A 25575-nucleotide genomic window follows, 5' to 3' on the forward strand; every position below is an offset into this window, starting at 1 on the left:
ATCTTATGGAACATTCCCTTCATTCGAGCGCGCCAACCGCGATGATTCGCCCCCGAGGCGCACACCGGTTTGAGGTTTTTAGCCCGAAGCTTAGCCGCAGGCTCACGATCTATCGCCGCGTCGTATTGGATGCGCGGATGCTCATTGAGTCCGATCCATCAGTCGTTACGTTTAGCGAACGTCCGGGGACGGTTTTGATCGGCGAGCGTTACCTTCAAGTCGACTTCTCTGTCCGGTATGCAGACAAAGCCGAGTTATTGATCGCGGCAGATTCGCCTGGAGACGAGGACGCCGATGTTCGTGACACGATTAATACATCGGCATTACCGGCGTTTTATTCCGCACGTGGAACTGGTCGCTGCCCGTATGTGGATCGATAGCTGGCATCGCTTGCTTCCCAGCATCGTAGCGACACGAGGTTTAATCTCGAGGCCCCTTCGCACGGGTATCGAACGGTTCGCAAACAAGCCACAGCAGCTGGTGACGATTGAGCGTGAATTCTCAACGGGTGACCCAACCGTTGCACGCGCAGAAACTTTGTGTAGTTTAGTCCCATGCTCGACAGGTCGCGGCATCCGAAAGTGAAACCGTGAGTAGGTAACGCATCGTCAGGTCTCGACGCATTCGCTGGACGGGTTATATGTCTACGACATTGAAGCATTTTTGACGTGATCCGGTATTAGCAATAACGTTATTTTTTACGCCTGCGTTTAGACGAATGAGGCCGAGGACCGTGGCGCACTGGGAGCTTCGGTTGAGGGGGCGGGGCGCTGTTTGGTGGTTGTTTTGGTTGAGGAGGCGAACTGTTGTTTGTTGGTTGCATGGGGCGAGGCGCAAACTCATGGAACGCTAACCCAATTTTGTGTCCCGCCGCAGAACCACCTAGAACCAGCGCGATAAGGCCAACACACAAGGTCCAAATGTCTTTGTCGCGAGGCGACGATTGACGCGCAAGCACTGGCACATGACCATCCGACCCGCCGTTTGAATTTATTGGAACAGGCGCTTGTACTGTTCCATTCGCGTCGTTCAGTCGCGAGACAGCCGAAACCGGCGGGATTGGAATCGACTCTGACTCCGAAGAGCGGTCGATTGTGGCCGCTATTGACAAGAGCGTCACGACGGCGAGCAGCAGGCTACCTGCCGAGCACAACTCCGCATTGAGTCGAAGTATCGGCCGATATCTCGTCTCACTTTCTTTACTTGCCCGAAGGGTGCGTAGCGAAAACAGAAAGCAAGTTGTCGACGTAACAGCGCAGATGGCAATGCAGATAATCGCCATCGGAACGAAGCCACCGTTACCGTGAATGATCCAAGCCCCGAGCGCTACCAATAGAAGCTTGACGGCATAATAGGATGCGACGAATACTTTGTGCTGCCTGAGTTCGTTGACATAAGACTTGGCATACTTTTTCCATTAGATTCGACATGATTAAGGAGGTTAAATTAAATTCATTATGTTTTAGGGCATGTCCACGCCCCTCTGTTACAGCGCTGCACCCGGTTGAGGGCACGATGAGTTGTCATATCCTGAGTGAGATCATTTTTGAATAACTTTCAGCGAGGCACGTTTCGGTGCTCCTTATTTTCCAATGGATCGCCGTTTGAAATGGCTCGCGCTCATCAATTTGTCTGCGAAGTTAGCATTACACTAGCTCGCCACACCGTTGCGAGTCAGCGCATATACGCTTCTCTTCGTTCATGTTAAGGACCATTTTCACTAGCCGTAGCCGACTTTCGGTTTGCCTAAAGAGTATGCAACTGTTGGAGCGGCTGCCGCGTCCGCAGAAAAGGTGTCGTCGGCGCTATAACCTGACGCGTTCGGTCGCTGAAACACGAACGTATTGACCCCCGACTCGGGCTGATTCTACAAGAGTCTCGGACCGGATGACTGTGGAAAATCCGTTTTACCGTGTCGCGCAGTTTGAATGTCCCGATAAAGCTCCGCGACGTCGCAAATCTGCAACTTTTGTGTATCGGCAACGTCCGCAACTCAACTTAAATGAATCCGCAACCAAAGCGTTCCGGTAGTCGAGAAAGCGTGCATTTCCAAACAAAGCAGGAGTTTTCAGCAACAAGCTTGATCACGGATAATGCAACCGAGCAGTTGCCTGATCACAACCTAAAACTGCGCGCACCGTTCGTACTTTTCGTTCGCTAACCGGATCAATGGCGTTTCGAATGACACTGTTTGACCTGCTCAGTTGATTGATCTGGAAAGGCATGAACGACGCTACCTTCAAAAGTCGGCTTAAACGTCAACGTAGGGACCAAACACTTCCGCTGGGCGTTCTATAAGTTTCAAGTGCTAAGACGGCGCTCGAAAAAAAGCTACCTTGAGCCCCGTTCCAAAGGGAGGATGTTCGACTACGTAAACGATGTCGGCGCAAACGAAGTCCGGCAAAACTCCTCAATTCTCAAGCAACCAAAGGGTCCACTTGGCAACAGGCACTGCCTGACTTGCGCGTTAAGGAAGTGGGAGGTTCACGCGACGGCTCTCGGTAATGCGGTACCAACCTGCGCATTTTAGGGTGATCCACCGTTGGCCTTACTGCTACGCCGACCTCAGGAGATTCGATCATTTAAGAAAGACTGCTCACAAGAATCTCGAGGTACGAGACAAGGAAAGCTATTTCAATGTGTCAATGGACATGGTGCTCCCAAGCCTGCTGCGTCGATTCAGGATGCCGTCACCAGGCGCTTACACTGTTTCTACAGGAACGCCGATGTAAAGGTTGCCATCCCAATCTTGCAAGTATATTCTGAATCGGCCGTTCTAAAACAAACCAATACTGTCGAAAACCGCATTTCAGTGACTCGGCCGAACAAAATGATTAATGCGAAACCGCCGAACCACCTCTATATGAGTAGACACCGTCGAAGCTTGGAATGCAGTTAGCAGACATCTTGGTCGTCAACTAAGCGAAAGGGAACTTAAGAACATGAGAAACGACATCGTACCTGGAGCTCGTTTTCCTGATTACGAGCTGACCGACCACACAGCGACACGGCGCAAGTTGTCCGAACTTCAAGGAACGGACCCCATGATTGTCATACTTAGCCGTGGAGGCTTCTGCCCTAAGGATCGGCGACAGGCCGAAGGACTTATCGACCTGCACCGCGAAATGGAAGTAGGCTATTGCCAACTTGTCACCGTCAGCACGGATAACCTTACTGAGACAAACGAATACCGTAGTGGGGTGGGCGCGCACTGGCCTTTTCTATCCGACGCGGGCCGTATTGTGCAAAAAGACCTCGACATCGCCGAATACACGGACCCGTTGCACGATCCGATGATCCCGCACGTTGTTGTCCTTGAGCCGGATCTCATCGTCTACAAAATCTACAGCGGGTACTGGTTTTTTGGAAGGCCGACGATGGAGGAATTGCGTCAAGATTTGCGCGTTGTTACCAAGAAATGCAGGCCGGATTGGGACATTACGACACCCGAAATGAAACGCGCGTGGCAGGAAGGCCGCAAGGAAAAGTTCTATCCATACGGCAAGACGTACGTCCAAACGCTTCGCGAGCAGGATTGATGTATACACGGGACGCCGTGCGCGCTGCAAAGCAAAGTAGGTTATCTCGCCTCTCCGTTTCCAGGTCACTCTCGATTAAGGGAACACGAAGGAAAAAAACGAGATGACAACCGAGCAAAGGTCATCGTTTTCGGCGATTGAAAAGACGCCGTTCCCCGCAACAATCGACGCGCCGTCACGCCTGCGTTACGCGTTACAGCGGTCGAAGAGACCGAGCAAACGGCATAATGTCATCTCGATGCTAAGAGTGATGCGTGCGAGGCGGGTTCGGTATGGTCGAGGCCAATCGAGATTCGCGATCCAATGGCATTCGTCTCTTCGAAGTACCGCCCCTAGGTCTTACTTCTCTGCGACCACTTGAAGCCGATGAACCTTCACTTCGGAAAACAGCCGTTCGGAATTTGCCACGAGCTCCTGTCCAGCCTCGCCGTTCAAATGCGCTTCACGGGCAACTTCGTCATTGAAGGTATCGAAGACTACATATAAGCCGGGCTCGCCTTCGTCTTTCGCCGCGTGCCACGTCAACGTTCCAGCTTCTCCTCTTACCAGCTTGGCTTCCCCGTTTAGAAACGCCTCGACTTCCGATTCCTGTCCTGGTTTAGCCTTCAGTTCAACAAACAACGCAAAATTAGCCATTTGGATATATCCTCTTTTGTAGTGAATGTTAAGTACATTCGAAGTTACACAATGCATTTATACTGCTCGCACCAGCCACGCTCATTGAGTAGCATCGTGGAGCAAGAGATCCGAAGGATTATACGAAGCAATGGTTCCTCAGATGATCTGCAATGGATCTTATGCTCTGTTTTGCCAAAGATACATCCGCCAAAGCGAGAAGCCGGTTTAACATCTTTGGAGATAATTCACGTTTCTCTCTTATCCCGCTTGCCCGAGATAATGGTTGAGCCGGGACGGTACAAGAACTGAACGAAAGCCCGTCACCAAGGACCACGTATCCAGCCGACACACCGTGCCTATTGAGTGAGTGTTTCTTTCAATATTCTCATGGCGAGATCGCTGCGCTTGCGCATTAACTGTCAATGCTGACCGCTTGTCCCGGTTGCTCTCAGACTGAATCACATCGTCGGGTTGCATTTTAGTCAACGTTGGCACGTCCACAGAAACTAGGGAAACGGCACTACGAATGCCGGCAAGTCTGGCTCCGGCAACACAGCAAGAACCTTCAGCCGCTGCAATGTACGTGTTTGGCCGTTTTTTAAATGCTGGCACAATGCGGACGTGGCATGATCAACATCTCCGGCCATTAGACAACGCAAAACCACCCGGTGCTCTTCGAGCGTGCCAGCCTCGGGATGAAGATTAAATGCTTGAAAAAAAGCATGGTTCACTGTGAGCGGCATGTGTGCATGCCGAACCGTATCAAGAAGCTTGCGATTGCGCGCATACGCTAGACAGTCAACATGCAAAGTGGTTTCAATATGCTGAAGCCTGTCAGCGTCGACTGAATCTGGGCGATTAATTGCTTCTTCAATATCAGCGATGGCTGCGGCCAGCATTTCATGCTGTAGAAACGGCTGGCTCGACCGGAGCGCGGCAGGCTCAAGCAACATGCGCAACTCGTAATCTTGGGCGACTGATCTTGCCGTCAGCGGACCGCATAGCCAGTGGGAATAGGTTGATTTCTCAATCAGTCCGCGATCGCGAAGTCGTGCCAGCGTTTCGCGCACCACGTCCCGGCTTACGTGTAACGTTTCGGCGGCTAGAGTCTCGTCTATCCGAAAATGACCGAAGACAATTGCGACCGAGACCGCCTCCTCCAGTGCCCGATAGATCCGCTCCCCTGTAGTGGGTAAATCTAGAGGTTCGGGCGGAGCATCAAAGCCAAGCGCAGTTTCCGACAATGGCGCGCGAAGCGGTTCGGGCGCCGAGCCGTTCTCATTGGCGACTAGATAGCCGCGTCCATCGAAAGTGAGAAGTAGGCCATCAGAATGCAAAAGCTCGAATGCCTTTCGGACTGGTACGCGACTTGTACCAAAAAGTCGTGCTACCGGTCCTTCAAGCAATACGAGTCCGGGTACGATACGGCCCGCGAGAATCGCCTGCTGAAGGTGGTTTTGGATCAGCCTGTAGCGGTGCCGATTGTCTATATCCGTTGTGCGATTCGACTCGGTGGCGTCGGAAGACGAGTGAACGAAAGGTGTCCGTCTATTCATTGCGTGACATTGTAATTATTGTGCTCGGAGGAACTCGCCCCATCGCCGCACCAGATAGTTTTGTTCGTCCATTACTGAATCCCAGACAGCAATACGGCCCATCCGCGCCGCGTAGTCTCCGCCGTCCCGGAGTTGTCCGGCTAGACTTCGTTGCTGGCCGGTTGGCCCTACGAGGACAGCAGCACGTTTTCCATTGTACCAATACGCCCATTCACCCTCGCTCATATATTGACGAGCACGTTCTGGATTTGAAATGTAATAACCCTGTCTCGCCATCGTCGCGCCTGCCCATCCGTCGAGCCACCAATTCAGATAGTCGTACGCAGCATCCCGTGCACGCCCTTCTACTAACCTGGAGAGGGCAAGCCCACCGAACCAAGCGCGATATCCCTCACGAGGACTGGCCAATTGTGGCTTGAGTCCGGCCCGCTCGAGCTCGAGGATGGCTGGAGACCATATGCTCTGTATGACGACTTGCTTGCGAAGCATTAACTGAGCGGCCTCAGCAAATGTCGACCAGAAGCCGGCAAAGTGCCCGCGTTGTCGATACTGGATCAAAATCTCGATTAGCCCATCGATCTCTTCTATCGAGAGGTTGCCAATGTCTTGGAATTCCATCAGTCCGCTTGCCCGCACGGCGAGCGCCGCGTCTATAGCTCCTATTGCAGGGTCGGCTTGCAGCGCAACGCGCCCTGCGAGTTCGGGAGCAAGAAGCCAAGACCAACTCTCACCTTGATCGATTAGTCTGGAAGGTATCTCGTCAGCAAGGTATGCGAAGCTATCCGCGTTGTGAGTAAGAGGCAGCATACTGATGCGCGCGGAAGCAGTCCGCCCGAGTGTATTGTCGCGTTGCACGTAGAGTCGATCTGCCGGAACGCTACCGGCGGTCGTCCCTGCTCGTCCGGCCAGGTGCCCGGTTCGAGGTAGCGCGTTTACTTCGTCCCATCGATTGATGCGACGAACGTCAATAGGTTGAAGAGCGTGAGCAGGCCAAAGACAGTCAAGACTGTGAAACCACTGATCGTAAACATCGTAGGTCTCGGGGTGCATAACGCCTTCACGTTGCGCAAGCGGTCCGTCAAGCACAATGAAGTTCAGCTTGATTCCGAGGTCCCGCTCCGCCTTTTCGCGGATATGTTCCTGCAACGTGACGGAAGTGCCAATCACACGTAGTTCGACCTTGCTTCCTATGATTGCGGGTGCGCCAATTGAAGCGGATTGACTTTGCGGTGCATGAGCGACGATCAACGGCTGCAATCCTCAAGTTGATGCTGAAAGCGTCGATACGACGCGACGAGGGGGCTAGCTCGAGACCTTCCGCAATAAACACAAGTTGTGACTTTTTGTCGCCGGTCCAATCAGCATCGACGTTTTCTGGGTGTAGCACCGGATATACAATGTGACGAATCGCGTGAAGGACCGCTGGTCTGCCGGACCCTCTTATCCAGAGTAGGCCTTTAACTCGCAAGATGCTATTGCCGTGTCGATTGAGCAGCATGGTAAGCCACAGCGTAAAAACTTCCCAGTCAAGCGGTACATCGAACGTCATACAAAAAGACCTGACTTGTGAAGCGATAAGACCCTCGCGATGTTTATATGGAGCCCGAGACCTCGACGGGGCGGTGCTGCGCGTTGCTTTCCCGATATTTCGGATCATATTCTGGATGTCGCCTGGCTCAAACAAGGACGCGCGTAATACGTCAGCTTTGATGCCCGCCCGTTTGACAACAACGCTTGCGGTCGGATTAAGCTCGGCGAGCATGGCTAAAAGGTCCTCTATGCGTTCCTGGTCAACCAAGTCTGCTTTTCCGACGAGCAGTCGGTCGGCAGCGCTAACCTGATCTAGCCATTCGGGGTGATCTCGTTGTTGCCATCCAAAATTTGAAGCATCGACCACCGTAAGTGTCCCTGCGACGACGAAATGGCTACGAATGACCGGATCGCCGAGTAACGTAGCGACTATCGGCGCTGGGGTCGCAAGTCCACTAGTCTCCAGCACGACTCGAGAGAACGCTGGTACCTCGCCACGCGCGCGGCGAGAAAACAATGTAGCGAGTGCTTCCCGTAATTCACCACGCACAGCACAGCAGAGACAACCGTTGTCCAAAAGGATTGTTTGGGCATCTATCGCACCTACGAGTAGGTGGTCTAAGCCGACTTCTCCGAATTCATTGACGAGTACCGCGGTGTCTCGCGCGGCGTCGCCTTGAAGCAGATCAGCAAGTAGCGTCGATTTGCCGCTACCGAGGAAGCCGGTGACGAGCGTTACTGGGATAACGTCGTAAGCGACGCTCATTTGTCTGCCTCGTCGTCAAAAAGCAAGAGAGGGTCAAGCGATCTGCCAAGCATTTTTTCAGCGACTTTCCATATTTCTGAAAAATCGGCAACCAATTCCGCAGCCTCTGTTGGTGACCGCAGGATAAAAGATTGCCCCTGGAAATCATCCAAGCTCAGCCGAAACGTCGTTAAAATTCTGTTTGCAAGAGAAACTTGCAAATGTCTGCGACGGCGCACATTTGCGCTATCCGCGGGCAGGCCACTGTTTGACCAATGATTGCCGCCTCCCAGCAAACCGCACATGCCGCACATTTTTGACGAGTCCCCTCTAAGGCCTACTTATATACGTACAGGTCTTGTGATCGTTCACGGCATTACATCACCAGAATTTGGCCCCAGCGTCTGGCCGACAAACAGATTACCGCCAGGATCCGAAGCGAGCAACACCGCAGTGGGAGCGACTTCCTCGGCACGTCCGAAGCGACGCAGCGGTAGTTCAGTTGCCTTTGCAGATTTCCAAGCGTCGCTGATACCATCGACAAGAGGCGTCTCGATCGGTCCAGGTGCAATCGCGTTGACAAGTACGTTACCGGGCGCCGCCTCCAGCGCGAGTGACTTGGTAAAGCCGATCACGCCGGCCTTCGCAGCGGCGTAGTGAGTGAGTTCCGCGCCCCCTTTAATGCCAAGTTGCGACGCGATATTTATGATTCGTCCCCAACGCTGGGCGCTCATATCCGGTAGTGCGCGTCTGGAACACAAAAAAACGCTCCTTAAATCGACGCGCAGCATCTCGTCCCACATGGACGTCGTGAGTTCAGTGCAGCGCGCCTGAGTAAGCATCCCTGCATTGTTCACAAGCACGTCGATTCCGCCATATGCGGCGATACAGTGGTCAACAATCGTATTTGCACCATTTTCCTCACCCACGTCTGCGACGACCGTTTCTACCTGAACGCCGAAGCTGCGGCATGCCTCTGCCTGCTTTACCAAGGAGGTCTCGTTGATATCTGCGAGTACTAGACGGGCTCCCGCTTCCGCGTAAGCGCGTGCAATGGCCGCCCCGATACCACTCGCCGCGCCAGTGACAACAGCTCAGCGTCCATCAAGTGAAATGGATAAAGACATATTTTCGCACCCTCTTTTGGGATCAGGTTGGCCACCGCACGGTTAACCCGCCATCGGCGATGATCGATTGCCCAGTAATGTACGAAGCTTCGTCGCTGGTCAGGAAACGAATCAGTGCTGCGATTTCCTGTGGCCTGCCCACTCGTCGAAGCGGGATCGCTTTTGCCACTTCACGCAAGCCCTCCGGTCCTAAAGAATTAACGGAATCGAGCGATTGGGGGGGTTCAATTAGACCGGGAATCACTGCGTTGCAGCGAATGGCACGCGGCGCAAGTTCCATCGCTACAGCGCGGCACAAGCCTGGCACGCCAGACTTGGCCGCGGAATAGTGCGTGTGATTCTCCCAACCGTAGACCCCGCCCGCAATGGATGAGATGGCAACCATTGCGCCTCCATCGGTCATATGGCGTGAAGCAGCGCGGAATGTTCGCATCACTCCAGACAGGTCGACATCCAGCATTTGATGCCACTGCTCGTCGCTCATTTCTGTAAGCGGGGACGACCGCAACAAACCCGCATTCGCGACCGCGTAGTCAATCCGTCCAAAGCGCTCAACCGCCGTGTTGGCAAAGGCTTCGACTTGTTCGGCTGAAGTGACATCGACAGGATACATTACGCAGCGACCTCCGATTTCCTCAACTGATTTAACAGTCAGCTGTGGGTCGTGTGGGTCACCCGGGAAGAAGCCGCCAACGACAGCTACGCCAATTTCAGCATAGGATTTTGCCAAGGCTTGTCCAATGCCACTGGCGGCTCCCGTCACCAATGCAACTTTCATGGTTTTCTCCTGATGAACATTTGGTTTGGACGGGTCGCACGAAGGTCGGTGTCGTCAATTCTGGTTGGCCGAATTGTCCGACCGTAGCAAAGCGAGTCTCACGCTAGACCGGCTATCATCGACTGCCGGCGCACGTCGCTAAAAGCTCAACATGATGGGAGAACGAACGGATGTTGCTACGCGCGCATGCGCTCAACATCGGCCTTTAAAATTTGCGAGGATACCGCCGCAAAAAATCGTCAGCGATTTCATCGCAAGTGCAGAAACGGACGCCATCATGGCTTCGGAAATGCGCGATGAGCCTTTCGAGCATGAGCAATACCTGCGGGCGTCCGGAAACGTCAGGGTGAATGGTGATCGGGAAAACTGCGTATTCGTGCTCTCTGTAGACCCAATCGAATTGGTCACGCCACATCTGCTCGACGTCTCGCGGATTAACGAACCCATGGCTATTCGGCGCCTTCTTGATGAACATCATCGGCGGCAGATCGTCGAGATACCAGTTGGCCGGAACCTCGACAAGATCAGTTTCCTGACCGCGTACAAGCGGCTTCATCCACACGTCGGGGTGCTTGCTATATTTGATCTTTGTCCACGAATCGCCGACTCTAACGTAATAGGGATGGAAGTCGTTATGCATCAGGCTATGATCGTATTTGATACCTTTTTTGATGAGCAGCTCATTGGTGACATTGCTAAATTCCCACCACGGCGCAACGTATCCCGTGGGTCTGCGCCCAGCGAGTTTCGTCACGAGCTCGATGCTACGATCAAGCACAGCTTCTTCCTGTTCGGGTGTCATAGCGATAGGATTTTCATGGCTGTAACCGTGAATGCCGATCTCATGACCTGCATCTGCTACTGCTTTCATTTGCTCGGGAAACGTCTCGATCGAATGCCCCGGAATGAACCACGTCGACTTAATTCTTTCGCGCTCAAACAATTTGAGAATACGCATTGAGCCGACTTCGCCGGCGAACATGCCGCGCGATATATCGTCAGGAGAGTCGTCGCCTCCGTATGAACCGAGCCAACCGGCAACGGCATCGACGTCAACACCGAACGCGACCAAGATTTCTTTTTTAACTACTCTCAACGGCGCTGTAGCCTGTTCCACTAGTCCGCGCATGCAGCGATTCCTCGCCAAGCGGCCAATTTAACTCCGACTATGTTGTCCGTAAGGGAGGCGGTACAGCGGCGCTAATTTGACGCTTTGAAGAACGACGGGTCACGACAGATTCAGCATTGCTCGTTGATCTAAAGCGGGCAACCTGCCCATGCGAGAAAGGATATTGACGGTGCGCAGGTAGGTGGATCCTTTTCAGAAAATTCATCTGGCGTGTTGGTGGGGTTAACCGCCCTTAAACAAATTCGCTGAACAAACGCCCCCAGCTTGCCAAGCGCGACGTGTCATATCCGGCGAGCTGCAAGGACTTCCACACGGCGGTCGCGATCGTGTCGTAGACAGGAATCCCGATTTCCTGTTCAAGTTCGGATACGATGCGAACGGCGTTCAGGTTGGTGCAGAATATTGAAATAGCGCCGGGCCGCGACGTCGCGACTTCGCGGACCATTGTGCGAATTGTGTCGATCGGGACTTCGGCAAAGGAGAAGTTTACCTGCAGATTCAGATGCCGATCGTTCACAAAAGTGACGCCGGTACGATGATAGTTGTCGACGATTTTCTTTTGTACGCCATCGACATACGGCGTCACCAGACCGAGTTCGCGTACATTGGTCTTCCTTAAGATCTCGTTGAGTGCCAGCACCGATGTGGTTGCTGGAATACCAGTAATCTCGGTAATCCGACGACACAGGCGCTCGTCGGTTTCAAAGCCGAGCCATCCTGCGGATGTACCGTTCCACGCAATTACGTCGACTCTCGCGTCAGCTAGCATCTGCGCAGCATGAGTGATCGCCGACTCGTCGAACTGTCCGAGGGAATGATCGCTAAGCGAAATCTCTGAGACGGGGAAGCGCGCGAAGTGAGCCGTAACATCCGGCAAGCTTGCAAGCATCGCGCTTGTCAGCGGTTCGAGCCATGTGTTGGACGACGGGGTCAACATGCCAAGCAAAGTGCGATTCTTTGTCATTGGGATCTCGAATGGAAAAAAGACGTCGGCAAACCTTTGGACGTAAACCTCGCATTGTCTGCCGCTCGAAACCTGCAGAAAGCATCTTCCTTTGGTTGAGATTTATTGGCAGCCGCCTTTGACTCTTACTCCTCTCAATTGCCGAGCTAAATCACGTCGGTGGTTGCGACCGAAGACCGACGGGCGACGCGAACGTGAGCGAGGTCGACTGCATTTCGAACGCTCGCACCACCTGCCGAGTCAATACTCGGTTCAGACAAGCAAGAGCTGCACCGCTTTCCGTGCGTCCCGCCGAAGCTCTCCGAGATCCATACCGGGGATCTCACCGTCGTCGACGACAACACGGCCGCCCACGACGCTGTATCGAACGGTCGTTGGTTCGCCCGCCGCAACCGGTGCGATCGCTAAATCGTGGAAACCGTTGAAACGCAGTGCGTCGACATCGTACAGCACCAAGTCGGCCGCATTGCCGACTTCGAGCGTGCCTACCGCGTCAAGACCGAGGACGCTTGCGCCGCCAGCAGTCCCCCAATGAATCGTTTCTTCGACGGTTGTAGCAGAAGCCCCCTGCGACGCGCGATGCAACAGCCACGCAAAATGCGCTTCGTTGGTCATGCTCCCCGACTCGTTCGAGGCCACGCCGTCCACGCCCAGTGACATGGGCACGCCTGCTGCCGCCATCTGCGGCGCGAGCGCAATACCGCTGCCAAGCCGCGCATTGCTGACCGGGCAATGCGAGCAACCGGACCCCGTTTCCGCGAGCATGGCGATCTCGCCGGGTTCCAGATGAACCAAATGGGCGAACCATACATCTGGGCCAAGCCATTCATGCTCGGCGACAAACTCAACGGGCAGCATGTCGAATTTCTCCCGGCAGAAGTCGACGTAGCGACGCGTCTCGGACAGATGCGTATGCAGACGCAAGCCCATGCTGCGCGCTGCGCGTGCGATTTCCGGCAACAGCGCGGGCGGCAACGAAAAGGTCGGCGTGGTGGGCGCGACCACGACCCGGCGCATGGAGTCGGGGCGGGCATCGTGATAGCGGGACTTCAGGCGCTCGATGTCGCCGAGCATTTGGTCAAGTGACTCAGGCTGCAACACGCTGTTCGCAAACCCCGGATGGTCCCCCGCCGCCTGAAGTGCTCCACCGCGGCACAGCACGAAACGCATGCCGAATGCAGCCGCTTCCTCGAACAGAAGGTCGCCGGTTTCTGTCGTGCCTTTTGCGTGGTAAAGATAATGATGATCGGCGCAGGTGGTCACACCCGAAAGCAGGAGTTCCGCCAGCCCCAGCCGGGCGGCGATGCGAGCGAGGTCCGGTGTAAAGCGCGCGAGCCGAGGGTACGGCACCGCAGCCAGCCATTCCTGAAGATCGGCGTTTATACCGGCGGGGACCGCCTTCAGCAAGTTCTGGAACAGGTGATGATGCGTGTTGACCCACCCCGGATAGACGACGCAGGAACTGGCGTCGATGACTCTTTCATTTTCTCTCGCCACGAGTTGCGGACCGATTTCCTCGATCCGTCCCGCGCGAACGCGCACGTCGACGTGACCGAGCCGGGCGCGTTCGCCGCGCAGGCCGCTCATGACAGCAATCGGATTCTTGATCAACAGGGCTTCGCTTTGGGTGCTCACGTTTGTTTCTCCTTGCAACGCATTTCCTGCAGCGGCGCATAGACGGCCGCCGCACGATTCGATTTGACTTATTCCCGGACCAGTTGATGTGTCTCGGCCACGACCTCGTCGTGCGCGCCGTTAAGCAATGCATTGAGCGCCACGGAGACGAGACAGGCGAGCACGACGCCGCTATGCAGGAACGGCTGGGTCCACTCGGGCATCTGCTTGAATACCTCGGGTGCCATCACGGGAATCAGCGCTGTCGCGATCGTGAAGCCCACGATCAGCACGTTGTATCGATTGCTTTCGAAGTCGACCTTCGAGAGCGTCTGCACGCCCGCTGCCACGACCACGCCGAACATGGCGATCCCCGCTCCGCCGAGCGCGGCGGCAGGCGTTGCTGCGACGACCGCGCCAATCTTCGGCACCAGGGCCACGATGCACATCAGCGCTCCGCTGGTGGCAACCACCCAGCGGCTTCGCACGCCCGTGAGGATCACGAGCCCGACGTTCTCCATGAACGCGATAAACGGAAACGCCGCGAACATGCCTGCAATGGCGCTGGCAAGCCCGTTAGCGCGCAGGCCGCGCACGACGTCTTCCTCGGTGACCTGCTTGTCGACAATCCCGCCGATCGCGATGAAGAGTCCCATTGACTCGACCATCTGCACCACCATGACAACGATCATGGTCAGCACCGGCACGACGGCGAATACCGGTGTGCCGAAGTGGAACGGATAAGGGATGGTGAACCACGGCGAGCTCCTGACACCGCTGTAATTCCCCATTCCGAGCAGACACGCGACAATCCCGCCGGCAATGAGCCCGATCAACACTGACAGGTTGCGCAGGAACGGCGAGCCGAAGCGATTGACCGCGAGTATCACGAGGGCGACGAACAGCGCGACCAGCAGGAATGGCGATGCGCCGAATTGGGGGTTCTGCCGTCCGCCCGCTGCCCACTCGTAAGCCACCGGAAACAACTGCAAGCCGATCACTGTCACGATGCAACCGGTCACGACTGGAGGAAAGAAGCGTCGCAGCCGGCCGATCAGGGGGGCGGCGAACAGCGTGAACAAACCCGCCCCGATCACGGCGCCGCACACGCCCGCGAAGCCGACATTCGGATTCGAGCCAATGGCGATCACCGGTCCGACACTGCTGAACGCAACGCCTTGCAGGATTGGCAAGCGCACGCCGAATTTCCAGAAGCCAATGGTCTGAAGCAGGGTCGAGATACCCGAGCAAAAAAGCGCGGTGCTGATCAGGATGGTCGTGTCGGCGGACGACATCTTGAGCGCCGACGCGACGATGAGCGGCACGGCAATCGCGCCGATATAAGCAACCAGCATGTGCTGCAGTCCGAGCGTAATTACCTGGCGCTTCGGCAGGCGCTGATCGACAGGGTGTGGGGCGGTGTTCATCGAATGTCTCCTGAATTTCGTTATTGACCAGCCCGCGGTCCGCGGCACAAGTGCGCGTTTGCACGCGTCGTTTTGGCAGCAGTCGCGCCACGAGTCATCCGCGGGCCGGCTGTTCAACCCGTCAGGCCGTTATAGGTGCGCCGAGACAGGCATGGAAGCGGTCGGTCAGCTCGGCACGATCGAGATCGCGGCCGATAAAAACAACGCGGCTAGTCCGAGGCTCGCAACCCCAAGCCTGCGCCGCGCGCAGCTCGATCACGTTGTGCACGCCTTGCAGCACGTAGCGGCAGGGTTGCCCTTGTACGGCAAGAATGCCCTTCATGCGAAACAGCTTGCTCGCATCCGATACGCGTAGTTGGGCGAGCCAGTCCTGCAATGCGTCGAGGTCGACCTCGGCGGATACCTCGATACCTACCGACGAGACACTGGCGTCGTGTTCGTGTTCGTGTTCGTGCTCATTTGCGTGTTCGTGGTGATCGTGATCCTCATGCTCATGCCCGGAAAGTCCGCCCGTTTCGACCAGTTGCTGTGAGAACTCGGAGGCGCCGACGCCAAGGATCTTTCCCAGGTCGATCAGTGCGTAGCTCGACGGGACAATGTCGGCGGTGGCGTTCAATGCGCGAATCCGTGTGGTCAGGGTGGCCACTTCCTGCTCGCTCACGAGGTCTACCTTGTTGATCACAATGCGATCCGCGCATACGATCTGGTCTACTGCCTGATTGTCAGAACCGTCGAGGAGGATGTCGTCCAGATGTGCCGCTATATGCTTCGCGTCAACCATCGTCACGACTGCGTCGAGTGTGACCTGTTTAGCGATTGGATCGTCGAGGAAGAAGGTTTGCGCGACCGGATACGGATCGGCAAGACCGCTCGTCTCCACAATGATGTGATCGAGCCGCTCGGGCCTGTCGATCAGTGTGCGGACGATGCGCACCAGATCCTCGCGCACCGCGCCGACACAGCAGACACAGCCGTTCGTCATCTCGTAGATTTCTTCGGTCGATTCAAGCACGAGACCGCCGTCGATACCTATTTCGCCGAACTCGTTTTCGATCACGGCAATCTTGCGGCCGTGGTTTTCGCGCAGGATGTAGTTCAACAGTGTTGTTTTGCCCGCGCCAAGGAAGCCGGCCAAAATGGTGACCGGAATTTTCTCGGCTTCGTGATGGGTCATGTGGATGGTGTTCATCGATCGTCTCCTGGTGGTCGTACGGACTGCTGATGCCTGGCTAATCTTCATGCGGAAAGCGGTTCTTCGACGGCCTCCCGCCAGCGCGTAACGGTGCCTGTCTCGAGCCCGAACAAGTCGAGCACCCGGCCGAGCGTGTGATCTATCATTTGTCCGAGCGATTGCGGCCGGGCATAGAACGCGGGAACGGGGGGGGCCACGATGGCGCCCATCTCGGTGACGGCGGTCATGTTGCGCAGATGCGCCAGCGTGAGCGGTGTCTCGCGCGCGAGCAGGACAAGCGGGCGGCGTTCTTTAAGCGTCACGTCGGCTGCTCTTGAAATCAGGCCGAGCGACATGCCGTTAGCAATTTCGGCGAGCGTCTTCATCGAGCAGGGGGCGACAATCATCCCCATCGTGCGGAACGAGCCGCTTGCGATACTGGCTGCAAGGTCGTCGCAGCGATGTGTCGTGGTAGCGAGCGCGCTGACGTCGGCGAGTTTGTAATGGGTCTCGTGCGTCATCGTAAGAAGGGCCGCGCGCGAAACTATCAGGTGCGTTTCCACATCCAGTCCTCGCAGTAATTCAAGCAAGCGCACGCCATAGATGAATCCTGATGCACCGCTGATGCCGACCACCATGCGACGGTTTTTATCGATTGTCATGCCGGCACTCCGCGCTCGAGACCAGCAAGCAGAGAACGCGCTTGATCGATCGCACGTTCGCCGATGCGCGCGCGAATGCCCTCGAATGCGGAGCCGCGAGTCGCATCGATACCCATGCGCGAGGTCGTGCCTGACGCCGAAGACGAAGGATCGAGCGGACTGCCCGGCAAGCCGTCGATCACGAACAGGTCGCGATGCGGCTGGAAATGCGTAGCGACCGCCCATAACACTTGTGAGTCGTCGCTGATGTCGATGTCGCTGTCCACCGCGATCACATTCTTCAGATAAGGGTCCCAGCCGAGCAACGCGAGCATGATCTGGCGCGCTTCACCGTCGCGCGACTGGTTCAGTGCGACATAACAATGGAAGTGCGTGCCGGAGTTCGGGTAATGAAGCGCGGTCACGGAGGGAAAACGCGCCTTCAACTTCTCGCTCATTTCCGCCTCGCGCGGCAAACGCGCGAGCGTCAGGTGCTCGGCATACGGACCACCGACCACGTCGACGAGCCATGCATCGCGACGGCGCATCATGGTGTCGATGCGCAGCACATTGTTGGTCGAGCGATCCGACGAATAACCGGAGAACTCCCCGAACGGACCTTCTTCAGCGCGCTCGGCTGGATCGATCGTGCCTTCGAGCACGAACTCCGCAGCAGCGGGTGCGCCTATGCCGTAACGCGGCGTGCGCACGAGTTCAAGCGGCGCGTTGAACAGGCCACCGGCAATCAAACGCTCGTCCGTCCCGAACGGTACCCGCGCGGAAGCTGCGAGCATGAAGAGCGGATGAGCGCCGATCACCATTGCAACGCGGAGCACGTCGCCGCGTTGCTGCGCGCTTTGTAGCATCCGCCAAAGGTGTCCGCGTGAGTGCAGGCTGGTGGCGAGTGCATTGCGCGCGTGGCACATGGAACGGTGGTAGCTGAGGTTGGCGATGCCCGTCACCGGATCTTCGGCGACGATCACCGCGTTGGTAATGTAAGGGCCGCGGTCGGTATCGAAATGCCGGATCATTGGCAGGTGATCGAGGTTGACTGCATCGCCTTCGGTGACCTGATCGAGCACTGGACCGTTCGCTACGAAACGCGGCGCAAGCGGCGCATTCGCACGGCTTTGATAGGCTTCAAACAAGTGCGGCGGTTCGACATCGAACAGCCGCGCAATGCGTCTGCGGGACGCAAAGACGTTAGTGACGAGCGGTGTGTCCAGACCATCGACCTGCTCGCAGACCAGCATCTCATGCCGGCCTCGCGCCGCCAGTTCCGCGACCAGCGCAGTCACATCCTGATCGGCGGACAACGGGTGCCTGATCGTCAGCACGTCATCGGGAAAGAGGTCGCGATAGGTGGACACGAATGCGTGAAAGTCCTGCGTTCCCGCGAGTTCGTGCAAGCGTGCATCGGCCATGGTGGGCTCCGGCGTGTGGACAAAAAAGAGGCGCGACGACCACGGGCGCACGCTTGGATACGCATGCAGATACGGCGCCCGTGGTCCTCCATCAACTACACATAGCTCGCCTTGAGGCGCTTCTCAGCCTCGGCCAGATCCTTCGGCGGTTTGCTCGGCTCGATGCCGACCAGCCTCGCGATGTTGTTGCCCATGTAGTCTTCGAGTCCGTCCTCGTCCAGGTCCATGCCTTGCGGCGCCGGCGAACACAGCATTTCCAGTTCACGCAACCACATGCCCGGCTCGTTCGGCGGCGAGTCCGTGCCGAACACGATCTTGTTGCGCGGCAACTCTTTCGCGAACTCAACAATGCGCGACTGATAGCACCAGCCCGACTCGCAATACACGTTCGGCGTATCCATTGCCATCCAGAAGGATTCGAACGAATAGTTGCCGCCGGTCTGGATCCCGAAGTGACCGATGATGAAATTCACCATCGGAAATTCGCGGATGATCGGATAGAACTGCGTCGGGATGGTGTACGGCCCGTCGCCTGTATGAATCAACACGACCACGCCCAGTTCCGCGCATTTCTTCATCGCGGGACGCAACCAGTCGAGCGCGCGATCAGGCCGGTAGCCATGCATGTTGGCGTGCAGCTTCAGCATCTTGAAGCCGTACTCCTTCACATGGAACTCGAGTTCGGCCGCGCCGTTTTCCGGGCCCCAGCGCGGGTTGTAGGTGAAGTTGCCGATAAACCTGTCGGGGTATTTCTGCGTCAGTTCGGCGATGTACGCCATGTAGTCGCGAATGCCCTCGCGGCCACGCCGGTTACCGTCGCGATAACCCGTGTTGCCGGGCGGCGGCTGGATGAACCCCATGTCGATACGGCGCGGCTTGCCGTTGATCATGTACGGGCCGTCCATCATCTTGAGCAGGCGCTCGCCGGTGAACGGCTCGCCGGTATGGCGCCAGGCTTCGTCGACGAGATTGGTCGGGTGCAGATGGGTATCGATGATCATGCGCGGGCTCCGGCAAACTGGTTCAGATAGTCGTGTGCTTGCTCCACACTGCGCGGCGGCGGACTCGGTTCGAGGCCGATCATTCGCGCGAGGTTGTTGCCGAGATAATCCTCGAGCGTGTCCTCATCAAGATTCAGACCTTGCGGTGGCTCGTGGCACAGGACTTCGAGCAGGCGCAGCCACATGCCCGGTTCGTTCGGCGGCGTGTCGGAGCCGTACAGGATCTTGTGCGTGGGCAGCACCTTCGCAAATTCGACAATGCGCGATTGCAGGCACCAGCTCGATTCGCAATAGACGTTGGGGGTATCCATGGCCATCTGGAATGGCTCGAAGCAATACACGCCACCGGTCTGCACGCCGAAGTGCGCCATGATGAAATTCACCGACGGAAATTCCCGGATCAGCGGATACCACTCGGTCGGAATGCTGTATGGACCATCGCCGGTATGAAGCTTGACGATGAGCCCCAGCTCCGCGCATTTGCGCAGTGCCGGCCTTAACCAGTCGAGTGCGCGGTCCGGTCGGTAGGCGTGCATGTTGGCCTGCAACTGAACCATCTTGAAACCGTGTTCCTTCGCGTAGAACTCAATCGCCTTGGCCCCGTTCTCCGGACCGCAGCGCGGGTTGTAGACAAAGCAACCTATCAGGCGGTCGGGGTAACGTTGTGTCAGCTCGACGGTGTAGGCCATGTAGTCGTCGATCGACTCGCGGCCTGAGCGCTCGCCGTCGGTCCACGTATAGATTGTGTTGCCCTGGGGCGGCTGGATAAAAGCCTTGTCGATGCGGCGCGGTTTGCCGTTGATGATGTACGGCCCGTCGAGCGTCTTGAGGAGGCGTTCGCCCGTGAACGGTTCGCCGTCGTGGCGCCAGGCGAGGTCGACCAGGTTGGTCGGGTAACAGCTTGTGTCGATGATCATGTACTCGATCTCCCATAACAGAGGAACTGGCATTAACCAGTTGCCGGATCGCTGGCAGGCGCATCTGCGGATGTGCATTGCGGCCCTTGTCAAAGCACTATTTTTTAGCGCTTTCCCCTCGCCGGCATCGAGTGTCACACTGATGTGCACTGCTGCTTGATTCGCAGTCTCTTCAAACAAAAGCGCTCTGTACAATATTTTTTAACGTGACTCTTGATACGTAGGCGATATGGACATCCGGCTGTTGCGTTACTTCGCGGTGCTTGCCGACGAGTTGCATTTCGGCCGCGCAGCCGCGCGCCTGCACATTTCCCAGCCCCCTTTGAGCCAGCAGATCAGGCTGCTTGAAGAAGAGCTGGGCACGGCTCTTTTCACGCGCTCGCAACATCGTGTCGAGCTTACGGAGGCAGGGAAAACACTGAAGGAACAAGTGCCCCTGGTGTTCGCGCAGTTCGAACGGGCGATCGATCTGGCGCGCTGCGCGGGGCGAGGGGAAGTAGGGAACCTTGAGATAGGCATCATCAGTTCTGCCATGGTCGACGCCATTCCACTCGCGCTGCGCGCGTTCGACGAGCGTTATCCGGCCGTACGCTGGACGCTGCACGAAATGACGCCTGCCGCGCAGATACAAGCGCTGAAGGAGCACCGCCTGGACGTGTGTTTCTTTCGTATGACCCATGACGACCCGGAGATCCAGAGCGAGGTGGTCGTGAGGGAATGTGCAATGGCCGTGCTGCCGCCGGGACATCGGTTCGCACAGAGACAGGAGATCGCGTTGAAGGAGTTGCACGCGGAGCGCTTCGTGTCGTTCGGCCTGACGCATTCGAAGCTTGCGAGGTTCTTACGGGACTGTTGTATTGAAGCCGGGTTTACGCCGAAGATCGAGCAGGAGGTGGTCGAAGTGCAGACGTTGCTGTGCCTGGTGAGGCAAGGGCTTGGCGTGGCACTGGTGCCGTCCTCGGCGCAGCAGTTGACAACCGGCGGTGTAGTGTTCATGCCGTTGAGCGGACAACCGCCGGAGGTGTCGCTCTATGCGCGCTTCCGGACCGGCGATACGTCGCCGGTGCTACGGCTGTTTCTCGATACCGTGCGCCAATGCGCGGAAGCACTTTCTACTGACGCACCTTTCACTCAAGGCTCTGCGCCACCAGCGCCTTGAGCGTCTCCACCACGTCCGCCACCCTCTCGCGTTTGCCCTGCGGCCACACTGCGTACAAGTTGTAGTGGGTTGGAATGGCGACCTCGGTCAGCGTCACCAGTTGCCCTGCACGTAGTGCATCCGCCGCGAGCAAACCCCGTGCGAGCCCGACGCCTACGCCCGCTGCCATGGCTTCAATCAGGCTAGCCGCGTTGTCGAACACGGCGAGCGTGTTCGAGGGTTCGAGCGCCGCCAGGCCGGCCGCTTCGAGCCATGGAATCCATGATCGCTTGGTATAACCGAGCAGCGGCAACTCGAGCACCGCCTCAGGCGCGAGCGGCAAACTCAGGCCGAATTTTTTCACCAGCGCGGGTGAGGCCATGACCGTCAACCGGTCGCTGCACATCAACTTATTTTCATAACCCTCCCATTCGCCGTAGCCGTATCGCAATGCTATGTCGACGCGTTCGAACGCCGTGCGCTCGTGGCGAGGCGTCGACAGCACAGTCAGCGCACGCCCGTCCAACGCTTCGATCAACCCGGCCAGTCGGGAGCTAAGCCAGTGTTGTGACAACTCTGGATCGACGTCGAGCGTAAGGGAGTGTGAGGCCGGCCGCTCCTGCACGGAGGACAACGCACGGTCGATCTGCTCGAAGCCGTCGCCAAGCAGGTTGGCGAACAGGACGCCGGCGTCGTTAAGCATCACGCGCCCATTCTTGCGTTCGAACAACGGTTGCCCGACGAATTCCTCCAGCGTCCGGATTTGTTGACTGATCGCGCTATGCGTGAGGTCGAGCTGCCTTGCCGCGCTCGAGAAGCTGCCGCCGCGCGCCGCGTTGAGGAAAGCTTGCATCGACTGGATGGAAGGGTAGCGTTTGAACATACCTGTTAGTCGGACTGACGGCCGTTAGAAGAAATTGTCGCTGGCGCGGGATTTAACGGCTTTCAATAATCGGCGCGACGGCTGGACAACAAGCGACAAGCGAAAGGAGACACCCATGATCGAGATCATCGTCAACGACGAGCGGCATACGCTCGACAATGTACCGGAAGACATGCCGCTGTTGTGGGTGTTGCGCGACAGCCTGAAACTCACCGGCACGAAGTTCGGTTGCGGCGGCGGTTTTTGCGGCGCGTGCACCGTGCACCTAGACGGTAACGCGATGCGCTCCTGTGTGCTGCCGGTGGGGGCGGTAGCGGGGCATCGCATTACGACTATCGAAGGTTTGTCGAAGACCGGCGAGCATCCGTTGCAGCGTGCATGGGTTGAAGAGGACGTGCCGCAATGCGGTTATTGCCAACCCGGGCAGTTAATGTCAGCCGCGGCGTTCCTCAACGGCAAGCCCGAAGTCAACGACGAAACGATCACCGCGGCCATGTCGGGCAACGTGTGTCGCTGCGGCACTTATGCGCGTATTCGAAGGGCGATCAAACGCGCCGCTCCCGAACTCTTGTCGCCAAAGAAGGAGGCATGATGCGCGACGCAAGCAAACCGGCCGTGACGCTGGTCGAGTCTCGAGAGGTTTCCCGCCGACGCTTCCTGAAGCAGGGTTCGGCGTTGGTCGCCGCAGGGGTTGCTGTCGGTTTTCGTCTGCCTGACGCGCGGGCGAGCGAAGCATCGGGCACCGCTGCGTCAACGAGCGCGACCAACGAATTCGAACCCAACGCATGGGTCCGCGTATTACCCGACGACACGATCAAACTCGTAGTCCACAAACATGACTCGGGCACCGGAACGCGGACCGCGCTGGCAGCGATCGTGGTGGAGGAACTCGATGTCGACCCGTTCGCGGTCGACGTGATCACGCCCGAAAATCCGTTCTACGCGGTCTACATTCATCCATTGTGGAAGGTTTTCTCAACGGGGGGCAGTACCAGCGTCTCGCTCGAATACGATCGCCTTCGAATGGCAGGAGCAACCGCAAGGGCGATGCTCGTCGCGGCTGCTGCCAACCAGTGGAACGTACCCGTTGCATCGTGCTCGACGGCGAACGGTTATGTTGAACATGCAGCGAGTGGCCGGCGGGCGAACTACGGATCGCTAGCTGAAGCTGCGGCACGCGTTCCTGCGCCGAAGGATGTCGCGCTCAAGGACCCCACGCAGTTCAAGTACATCGGCAAGCTGCAGAAAAAGCGCGGGGCCGCGCAGAAGGTCGCGGGGACGTTTCAATACAGCATCGACGTCGATCTGCCCGGCATGCTGGTTGCCGTGATCACGCGCGCGCCGGTGATCGACGCGCGCGTGCGCAGCGTCGATTCGTCCACCGCACTCAAAGTGCCGGGCGTGCGCGGCGTGATCGAGATTCCAGGGCGGCCGGATGTGCTGGGCGGCAATCAGGCAGGCGTCGCGATTCTTGCGGATGACTACTGGTCAGCGCATCAAGGACAGGCGACGTTGCAGATCGAGTGGGACGACAGCCTCTTCGAAAGCTTCAACAGCGACGCGCTCGCAGGTCATCAGGCCGCGTGGCTCGACAGCCCGGCGGCGCATGTCGTGCCGACCATTCAATCGGGTGACGCGAAGGCCGCGTGGACGCATCCGGCGCGCGTGATAGAAGCATCGTATTCGATGCCGTACAAAGCCCAGAATCCGATGGAACCCGTCAACGTCACCGCATGGGCAAGCAAGGATGCAATAGCCTACTGGGGCGGTATCCAGGTCCCTTCAACGGCGCAGGAGGCCGCCGAAGTGATCGGCGGATTCAAGGGAGATCAGGTCACAGTGCACGAGCTTGTATCGGGCGGCAGCTTCGGCGCGCGCGAATCCAAATACTGGCTGTTCGAAGTTACCTACCTCGCGGTAAAGACCGGCAAACCAGTCAAGCTGATGAACAGCCGCGAGACGGAAATGGGCGCGCTGTTTCATCACGCGGCTACGTACCATCGCGCGAAGGCGGCGCTCGACGAGCACGGCCGCCTGGCCGCGTTGCAACTGCGTGCCGTCTCGCCGGCGTCGCCGGAGCAATGGGAGCCGGGTTATTTCGATCGCGCGGATCGCATGGACTACAGCACCACCGAGGCCATAAACGCGCGCGAGTTCACGTACCGCGCGCCGCATCTGGACATTGGCTGGGTGCGCCATGAAACGGGTGTCCCGACGGGTTGGTATCGGGCGGTCAGCTACATCTCTAATGTGTTCGCGGTCGAGTCGATCATCGATGAAGCGGCCCATCTCGGCAACCGCGACCCGTTGCAGTTCCGGCTGGCGAACATGCATGATGAGCCGCGCCATGCGGCGGTCATGAAACGAGCCGCGCAGCGCGCGGGATGGCATGAGCCGCTGCCCGCAGGCGTGTCGCTGGGCATTGCGACCAATCAGGCGTATGGCAGTTATGTCGCGGTCGTCGCCCGTGTCGCGAAGAAGGAAGGAGCGATCGTCATAGAGAAGCTCACTTGCGTGGCGGATTGCGGTCTGGCGGTGTCTCCCGGTGGCGTGGAGGAGCAACTCTATGGTGGCCTGATGTGGGGCCTCGGACACGCGCTCTTCGACCAGATCAACATCCGCGACGGCCGCGTCATGCAACGCAACTTCGATACGTATCGGGTGGCGCGAATGAGCGACATGCCCGCCGTCGATATCGAGATCGTGCAGGGAGACCTCACCAAACCGGGGGGCGTAGGCGAGCTATCGAGCCCGGCAGTGACACCGGCTGTTGCCAATGCCATTTATCGTCTGACCGGAGAACGCAAGCGGTCCACACCGTTCGACATGCTAATAAAGCGCGCTGGCCAAAAAACTTCATGATCGTTGACCCGATTGAAGGCAGTGCGTGGTGCGGTAACGTGCGAATTCTTTGCGGACGATGAGGCAGCTCCGGTGGAGAGCGTTGCAAACATGTGTTGTTTGCGACAATCCTGCTCGAAAATAAATCGCGTTGGCGCACCAAGATCGTAAGTGCGCGGATTTTCGGCAAACGCGATGGCTATAACGTGCGCAACGCCAGACACCCTAGGCTGACATAATTGTTCCAACTCCATCGCTGTTAATTTAGGAAACCTAAAATAATTGACATAAATAGAATGATCGTGTTTTAATTTGTCAGGAATGCGAATTAATTAATTTGCGCTGGTTGAAATGAAAGACCGCAAAAGTAGCCTGAGTCTGCAAGTCACATAACACAGCGGTGTACGAACTCACCAAAAGGGCGGCAGTACGGGGCTTTGACGGTTAAGGATTATGGACATCGCAGATCAATGCTTACGCGCAACGCTGAGTGTCCTCAGTGCCGCTGATGTCTGCACTTTTGCCAATTCAC

General features: G+C 57.2%; 22 protein-coding genes. 5 read left to right on the forward strand and 17 right to left on the reverse strand.

All coding sequences use genetic code 11. The features are described 5' to 3' along the window. Positions 1-5 precede the first annotated feature (5 nt). Both AXG89_RS29065 and AXG89_RS29070 read left to right on the forward strand, forming a co-directional pair. Positions 6-380, forward strand: a complete 375-nt coding sequence (locus tag AXG89_RS29065) for a hypothetical protein (protein ID WP_144029397.1) — start codon at positions 6-8, stop codon at positions 378-380. A gap of 2562 nt (positions 381-2942) precedes the next feature. Continuing rightward, on the forward strand, positions 2943-3539 hold the full coding sequence (locus AXG89_RS29070) for a redoxin domain-containing protein (RefSeq protein WP_082771599.1): 597 nt from the start codon (positions 2943-2945) through the stop codon (positions 3537-3539). A gap of 339 nt (positions 3540-3878) precedes the next feature. On the opposite strand, the gene AXG89_RS29075 is transcribed toward AXG89_RS29070, so the two are convergent. The 16 genes from AXG89_RS29075 to AXG89_RS29150 all read right to left on the reverse strand — a co-directional run bounded on the left by AXG89_RS29075 (position 3879) and on the right by AXG89_RS29150 (position 20181). Further along, complete coding sequence (locus tag AXG89_RS29075; RefSeq protein WP_062173387.1) at positions 3879-4175, reverse strand: putative quinol monooxygenase; 297 nt, start codon at positions 4173-4175, stop codon at positions 3879-3881. A gap of 488 nt (positions 4176-4663) precedes the next feature. Next, positions 4664-5713, reverse strand: coding sequence for a GntR family transcriptional regulator (locus AXG89_RS29080; RefSeq protein WP_082771598.1), 1050 nt, complete (start codon positions 5711-5713; stop codon positions 4664-4666). A gap of 15 nt (positions 5714-5728) precedes the next feature. Beyond that, positions 5729-6880 carry an ABC transporter substrate-binding protein gene (locus AXG89_RS29085; protein ID WP_082771597.1) on the reverse strand — a complete coding sequence of 384 codons (1152 nt, stop codon included), beginning with the start codon at positions 6878-6880 and terminating at the stop codon, positions 5729-5731. Next, a complete protein-coding gene (locus AXG89_RS29090; protein WP_236873550.1) occupies positions 6792-8009 on the reverse strand; it encodes a CobW family GTP-binding protein in 1218 nt (405 codons plus the stop codon). The genes AXG89_RS29085 and AXG89_RS29090 overlap by 89 nt, the downstream gene beginning before the upstream one ends. Then, positions 8006-8293, reverse strand: a complete 288-nt coding sequence (locus AXG89_RS29095) for a hypothetical protein (RefSeq protein ID WP_256936050.1) — start codon at positions 8291-8293, stop codon at positions 8006-8008. The genes AXG89_RS29090 and AXG89_RS29095 overlap by 4 nt, the downstream gene beginning before the upstream one ends. Positions 8294-8356: 63 nt before the next feature. Next, on the reverse strand, positions 8357-9055 hold the full coding sequence (locus AXG89_RS29100; RefSeq protein ID WP_236873562.1) for an SDR family NAD(P)-dependent oxidoreductase: 699 nt from the start codon (positions 9053-9055) through the stop codon (positions 8357-8359). A gap of 82 nt (positions 9056-9137) precedes the next feature. After that, positions 9138-9893: an SDR family NAD(P)-dependent oxidoreductase gene (locus tag AXG89_RS29105; protein WP_062173385.1), complete on the reverse strand. Its 756-nt coding sequence runs from the start codon at positions 9891-9893 to the stop codon at positions 9138-9140. A 205-nt stretch (positions 9894-10098) separates the two neighbouring features. Next, positions 10099-11022 carry a polysaccharide deacetylase family protein gene (locus tag AXG89_RS29110; protein ID WP_062173383.1) on the reverse strand — a complete coding sequence of 308 codons (924 nt, stop codon included), beginning with the start codon at positions 11020-11022 and terminating at the stop codon, positions 10099-10101. Between the two features lie 232 nt (positions 11023-11254). Next, positions 11255-11986 (reverse strand): maleate cis-trans isomerase family protein, encoded by a 732-nt coding sequence (locus AXG89_RS29115; protein WP_062173381.1) that lies wholly within the window; start codon positions 11984-11986, stop codon positions 11255-11257. Positions 11987-12238: 252 nt separating this feature from the next. After that, a complete protein-coding gene (locus AXG89_RS29120) occupies positions 12239-13573 on the reverse strand; it encodes an amidohydrolase family protein (protein ID WP_442861768.1) in 1335 nt (444 codons plus the stop codon). Positions 13574-13689: 116 nt separating this feature from the next. After that, on the reverse strand, positions 13690-15027 hold the full coding sequence (locus AXG89_RS29125; RefSeq protein ID WP_062173378.1) for a nucleobase:cation symporter-2 family protein: 1338 nt from the start codon (positions 15025-15027) through the stop codon (positions 13690-13692). 121 nt (positions 15028-15148) lie between these two features. Then, a complete protein-coding gene (locus AXG89_RS29130) occupies positions 15149-16216 on the reverse strand; it encodes a CobW family GTP-binding protein (RefSeq protein ID WP_062173376.1) in 1068 nt (355 codons plus the stop codon). 47 nt (positions 16217-16263) lie between these two features. Further along, on the reverse strand, positions 16264-16836 hold the full coding sequence (locus AXG89_RS29135; protein ID WP_062174084.1) for a UbiX family flavin prenyltransferase: 573 nt from the start codon (positions 16834-16836) through the stop codon (positions 16264-16266). A 20-nt stretch (positions 16837-16856) separates the two neighbouring features. Continuing rightward, positions 16857-18263: a UbiD family decarboxylase gene (locus AXG89_RS29140; RefSeq protein WP_062173374.1), complete on the reverse strand. Its 1407-nt coding sequence runs from the start codon at positions 18261-18263 to the stop codon at positions 16857-16859. Positions 18264-18358: 95 nt separating this feature from the next. Next, entirely contained in the window at positions 18359-19264 is a 906-nt protein-coding gene (locus AXG89_RS29145; protein WP_062173372.1) for an amidohydrolase family protein, read from the reverse strand. After that, the gene (locus tag AXG89_RS29150; protein ID WP_062173371.1) at positions 19261-20181 is read right to left on the reverse strand and encodes an amidohydrolase family protein; all 921 of its coding nucleotides are present in this window, start codon (positions 20179-20181) and stop codon (positions 19261-19263) included. Before AXG89_RS29150 ends, AXG89_RS29145 begins: the two co-directional genes overlap by 4 nt. A 229-nt stretch (positions 20182-20410) precedes the next feature. Here AXG89_RS29150 and AXG89_RS29155 point away from each other — a divergent pair, with 229 nt between their 5' ends. Beyond that, positions 20411-21340, forward strand: coding sequence for a LysR substrate-binding domain-containing protein (locus AXG89_RS29155; RefSeq protein WP_062173369.1), 930 nt, complete (start codon positions 20411-20413; stop codon positions 21338-21340). On the opposite strand, the gene AXG89_RS29160 is transcribed toward AXG89_RS29155, so the two are convergent. Then, entirely contained in the window at positions 21309-22202 is an 894-nt protein-coding gene (locus tag AXG89_RS29160; RefSeq protein ID WP_062173367.1) for a LysR substrate-binding domain-containing protein, read from the reverse strand. The two genes, AXG89_RS29155 and AXG89_RS29160, sit on opposite strands and share 32 nt — an antisense overlap. Before the next feature lie 115 nt (positions 22203-22317). Here AXG89_RS29160 and AXG89_RS29165 point away from each other — a divergent pair, with 115 nt between their 5' ends. After that, positions 22318-22794, forward strand: coding sequence for a (2Fe-2S)-binding protein (locus AXG89_RS29165; protein WP_062173365.1), 477 nt, complete (start codon positions 22318-22320; stop codon positions 22792-22794). Further along, entirely contained in the window at positions 22791-25064 is a 2274-nt protein-coding gene (locus AXG89_RS29170) for a xanthine dehydrogenase family protein molybdopterin-binding subunit (RefSeq protein ID WP_062173363.1), read from the forward strand. Before AXG89_RS29165 ends, AXG89_RS29170 begins: the two co-directional genes overlap by 4 nt. Positions 25065-25575 lie beyond the last annotated feature (511 nt).

Origin of the sequence: Burkholderia sp. PAMC 26561, assembly GCF_001557535.2 — a bacterium.
In the GTDB taxonomy this organism is placed as follows: domain Bacteria; phylum Pseudomonadota; class Gammaproteobacteria; order Burkholderiales; family Burkholderiaceae; genus Caballeronia.